At 45.0% G+C, this 4,544-nt stretch carries 4 protein-coding genes; 1 reads left to right on the plus strand and 3 read right to left on the minus strand.

The window, feature by feature from the left end; all coding sequences use genetic code 11:
• Together A3761_RS16590 and A3761_RS16595 are read right to left on the minus strand one after the other, a co-directional pair.
• Positions 1-758, minus strand: a 758-nt coding sequence (locus A3761_RS16590) for a hypothetical protein (RefSeq protein WP_156491901.1), incomplete at its 3' end; no start/stop codon positions are given.
• Entirely contained in the window at positions 755-1,255 is a 501-nt protein-coding gene (locus A3761_RS16595) for an exonuclease domain-containing protein (RefSeq protein WP_068552795.1), read from the minus strand. The genes A3761_RS16595 and A3761_RS16590, both read right to left, overlap by 4 nt.
• A 305-nt stretch (positions 1,256-1,560) precedes the next feature.
• On the opposite strand from A3761_RS16595, the gene clpB reads away from it, so the two are divergent.
• Positions 1,561-4,137 carry an ATP-dependent chaperone ClpB gene (gene clpB, locus A3761_RS16600; protein WP_068634314.1) on the plus strand — a complete coding sequence of 859 codons (2,577 nt, stop codon included), beginning with the start codon at positions 1,561-1,563 and terminating at the stop codon, positions 4,135-4,137.
• Positions 4,138-4,190: 53 nt separating this feature from the next.
• On the opposite strand, the gene A3761_RS27810 is transcribed toward clpB, so the two are convergent.
• A partial coding sequence (locus tag A3761_RS27810; RefSeq protein ID WP_068750537.1) for a hypothetical protein occupies positions 4,191-4,544 on the minus strand: 354 nt, incomplete at its 5' end.

Below are 4,544 nucleotides of genomic sequence, written 5' to 3' on the forward strand. Positions count from 1 at the left end.
TGATGGATTACCTTGATCTGCCTTACTTTCGCTTCACTGAATCCGGACTCTTTGAAATTTTCAGGCGCGATCCGGTCTAGAGCGGCAAATTGAATTTCATCATCTGTTTCCACAGTCGGATCTTGGTCGAAAGCTATTAGAACGGTTTGATCAACCTTATTATCTATTTCGACAAAGGCTGAAGGGATGTAAGTCAGGTCCAATGAGGCGCTAAACTGATCTAGAATATTGAATGAGTCATCTTCACGGAGAAACTCTATCTGATCATTGCTGTAGGTGCAGTGTCCGTCATCGCTGCTGATTGCGGAGGACATTTGCTCCTTAGCTTCGACGAATGTTTGAACAAGTTTTTCGCTGTCGATGGCAGCAATAAGGTTTTCCATAAAATCTAGGGGGTTGTTTGCTGATTCTACGGTTCCCTCGTCATCTAGTGTGTAGTTCATATCTGCGCTGATCTGTTGCAATATAAAGTCGCGGACGGCTTCCTCGTCAGCTGAAAGGTCAGATAAAATTGGGTTACCACTAGCGTCAATAGATTTAGATTGCAGGCCTTTAAAGCTATTAATGAAGTCCTCAAGGTAAAGTTTGTATTCGCTATTTTCTTCATTTGCGAGTACTTCGTAGCTTTGGTTTTGAACTATCTGCCTTGTTGGCAGATGGGCTTGGCATAGCTGCTCGGTTGTTTGGAAGGTCGGTGTACAGGCCGCGAGTACTGATAGTGCAGAAAGGCCTGCGAGCGTATTTCTTAATAATTTCATTTAAGCTGGGCTCCTAATTTCTGCCAGGTTTTATGAAGTATGTAAGCATCATTTGCAGCGCGGTGCCGAACAAGCTGTAGCTCATCTATAACGCCAGCTCTGATGTCCTGCCATCTATCGATTTGCTCTTCATCGAGAATTGATGAGAGGGAGTCTAGATGGAAGTTGGGTTTGCATTTTGCCGCTTTAAATAGGCGATGAAGCCAAAAACTATCGAAGGCCCAGGCATCGCAATATACATCCCCACTAAGTAGATCATTAAGTTCGCGAACAACCTGGCTAATCTCAGCGCCTTCTTGTTGAAGTTGGTCTTTACTGATTCCATGTATTCGCGCGGCTTTTTCTGACCAGTCTTTCCATAATACGTGCGGTTTGATCAGCCAGCTTCTGGTGCTGCCATCAGCCAGGCAAACACCTACTTCAATAGGGTAGCTGGATAGGAGGTCTAGGCTGGAAGCTTCGAAGTCAATAAAAACAGGGTTGTTGTCGCTAGGCATCTAAGGGTATTCGCGTGAGTAGGTAGTGGGTCGGCTGGTGAAATTGGACGCCGATATAATCCGGCCATATTAATCGTTAAGCAAAGGCTCTGCAATTACTGTACGAGTTTGGTGTGATCTTGACCATAAAAAATTGATTACCACTCGGTTAGTTTCTGTAGAAGTGGGAGTATTTTTATTGATTTGTGTCAATAAATTGGCGCAATTTATGTGTTGGGCCTTGAAAATGTCCAGGCGAGCCTTATCTATGTCATAACGAAGTTTACTGAACTTAGATACTATTGATTCCTTCGGGGGGATAACTTATGAGAATTGATCGTTTGACGAGCCGTTTGCAGGTTGCGATATCAGATGCGCAATCTATAGCCTTGGGAAAGGATCATCAGTTTATAGAGCCGGTGCATTTGATCCAGGTTCTAATTGACCAAAATGGCAGCGTATCCGCCTTATTGAGACAGCTTTCTGTAGATGTAAAACAATTTAGAACTGAGCTTGGTCGTCTGGTTGATGAATTACCGACCGTCGAAGGTGCAGACGGTGATGTGCATATGTCCAACGACCTGGGGCGAATGCTGAACATTGCTGATAAGTTAGCGCAGAAAAAAGGCGATCAGTTTATTTCAAGTGAGATGGTCTTACTTGCTGCGACTGGTGATAAAGGTGCTTTAGGCGCTTTGATGAAATCTTATAAGGTAGAAAAAGCTGCTTTAGAAGAAGCGATTGACCAGGTGAGAGGAGGTGATGGCGTGAATGATCAAGGGGCTGAGGAAAATAGAGAGGCATTAGATAAATTTACGGTTGATTTGACGGCTAGAGCCGTAGAAGGAAAACTGGACCCGGTTATTGGTCGTGATGATGAGATTCGTCGCACGGTGCAGGTTCTTCAACGTCGACGTAAGAATAACCCCGTTTTGATAGGTGAGCCGGGTGTCGGTAAAACAGCTATTGTCGAAGGTTTAGCTCAACGAATTGTAAACGGTGAAGTACCTGACGGCTTAAAAGATAAGAGAGTCTTGTCCTTGGATATGGGGGCATTGATTGCCGGGGCTAAGTTTCGAGGTGAATTTGAGGAGCGCTTGAAAGGTGTGCTTAATGAGCTGAGTAAGCAAGAAGGGCAGATAATCCTCTTTATCGATGAAATTCATACCATGGTTGGTGCTGGTAAGGCAGAGGGCTCAATGGATGCGGGGAATATGTTGAAGCCTGCACTTTCTCGAGGTGAGCTGCATTGTGTTGGCGCTACTACGCTTGATGAATATCGTGAATATATAGAGAAAGATGCTGCCTTGGAAAGGCGTTTCCAGAAAGTTCTAGTAGAGGAGCCGGTTGTTGAAGATACCATTGCTATTCTGCGCGGTTTGAAAGAGCGTTACGAAGTCCATCATGGGGTAGAAATTACCAATAGTGCAATTATCGCTGCAGCCAAGCTTTCTCATCGCTATATAGCTGATCGCCAATTACCGGATAAGGCGATAGATTTGGTTGACGAGGCAGCAAGCCAAATTCGAATGGAGATGGACTCAAAGCCAGAAGCTTTAGATCGCTTGGAGCGCCGTTTGATTCAAATGAAAATCGAGCGGGAGGCGCTTAAGAAGGAGCAGGATTCTTCATCTAAAAAGAGCCTTGTAGAGCTGAATGAGCAAATTTCTGAACTTGAAAAGGAATTTTCAGATCTGGAAGAAGTCTGGTTGGCAGAAAAGGCAGCTCTGCATGGTTCCCAGAAAGTTAAGAGTCAGTTAGAGCAGGCTAGGGTCGAATTGGAGAGTGCTCGTCGAGAGGGTGACTTGGCATTGATGTCGGAATTGCAGTACGGGAAGATTCCCGAATTGGAGCGCCAGTTGGATATGGCGAGCCAGGCTGAAATGATGGGTATGACCTTATTACGTAATCGAGTGACCGAAGAAGAGATAGCAGAAACAGTATCGAAGTGGACGGGTATTCCGGTCTCAAAAATGCTGGAGGGCGAAAAGGATAAGTTGTTGAGAATGGAAGGTTCTCTGCATGAGCGGGTAATTGGTCAATCTGAAGCAGTGCAAGCGGTATCCGATGCAGTACGTCGTTCTCGTGCGGGTTTGGCTGACCCTAATCGTCCAAATGGCTCCTTTCTATTTTTGGGGCCAACAGGTGTCGGTAAAACCGAACTTTGTAAAGCCTTGGCGAGTTTCCTCTTCGATACTGAAGATGCGATGGTTCGTATCGATATGTCCGAATTTATGGAAAAGCATTCGGTGGCTCGCCTAATTGGCGCTCCTCCTGGATATGTAGGCTATGAAGAAGGTGGCTATTTGACAGAGTCTGTCCGCAGGAGACCCTATTCGGTATTGCTATTGGATGAGGTGGAGAAGGCACACCCGGATGTGTTCAATATCTTGCTTCAGGTATTGGAAGATGGTCGTTTAACTGATGGTCAAGGTCGTACTGTCGATTTCAGGAATACGGTTATTATCATGACGTCTAATTTGGGTTCTGATGTTATCCAGGCTATGGGAATGGAAGGCGCGGGTTATGATCAGATAAAGAATGCTGTCATGGATTCTGTATCGGCTCATTTTAGGCCGGAGTTTATCAACCGTATTGATGAAGTGGTGGTCTTCCATGCTTTGGGAGCCCAGCAAATTCAGGGTATAGCGCAGATTCAATTGAAAGGCTTAAGTAAGCGTTTGTTAGAGCAGGATATTACCTTGGAGTTTGAGGCGGATGCTATGGCTAAGTTGGCCGAAGCCGGGTTTGATCCGGTTTATGGGGCAAGGCCTCTAAAGCGAGCTATACAGCGTTGGGTTGAGAATCCATTGGCTCAGAATTTGTTGGCAGGTGATTATGTGTCGGGTGACACTATAGTAGCGAGAGCTGAAGCAGATGAAATAGTGTTTGAAAAAAGGTAGTAAGGCACCGAGCTTTTGGTATGGTCTAAAGGCTCGGTGTCCTCCGTATTGTATTATTGGCAGTAGTCTTCAATTTGTTTTTGGAAGTTTGCCTTCTTTTCGTTGATCTCTTCAGGGCTTAGGAAGCGGGTGACGCCTTCTTCAACAACTGTTATGCGGCTAGTTTCAGCAATAACTCTAAGGTTTTCTCTGATTGCTTTACATTTTTCTTCAATCTCAATTTTTCTAGCTTCTTCTTGAGCGATCCCTTGTCGAACTTGCATTTCTTTGGCTGTTTTTTCATCGATAGCTTTTGCTTGGTTTTGTGCGCTGGTGCGCTGTGATGCAGTGCTAGTTTTAATTTGAATACTGGTCGACTCGGTATGGTTTGGTTTCTTGTCCGTATAGTGAGTGTTGCCGTTACTATC

It is taken from the genome of Oleiphilus sp. HI0123, assembly GCF_001635315.1.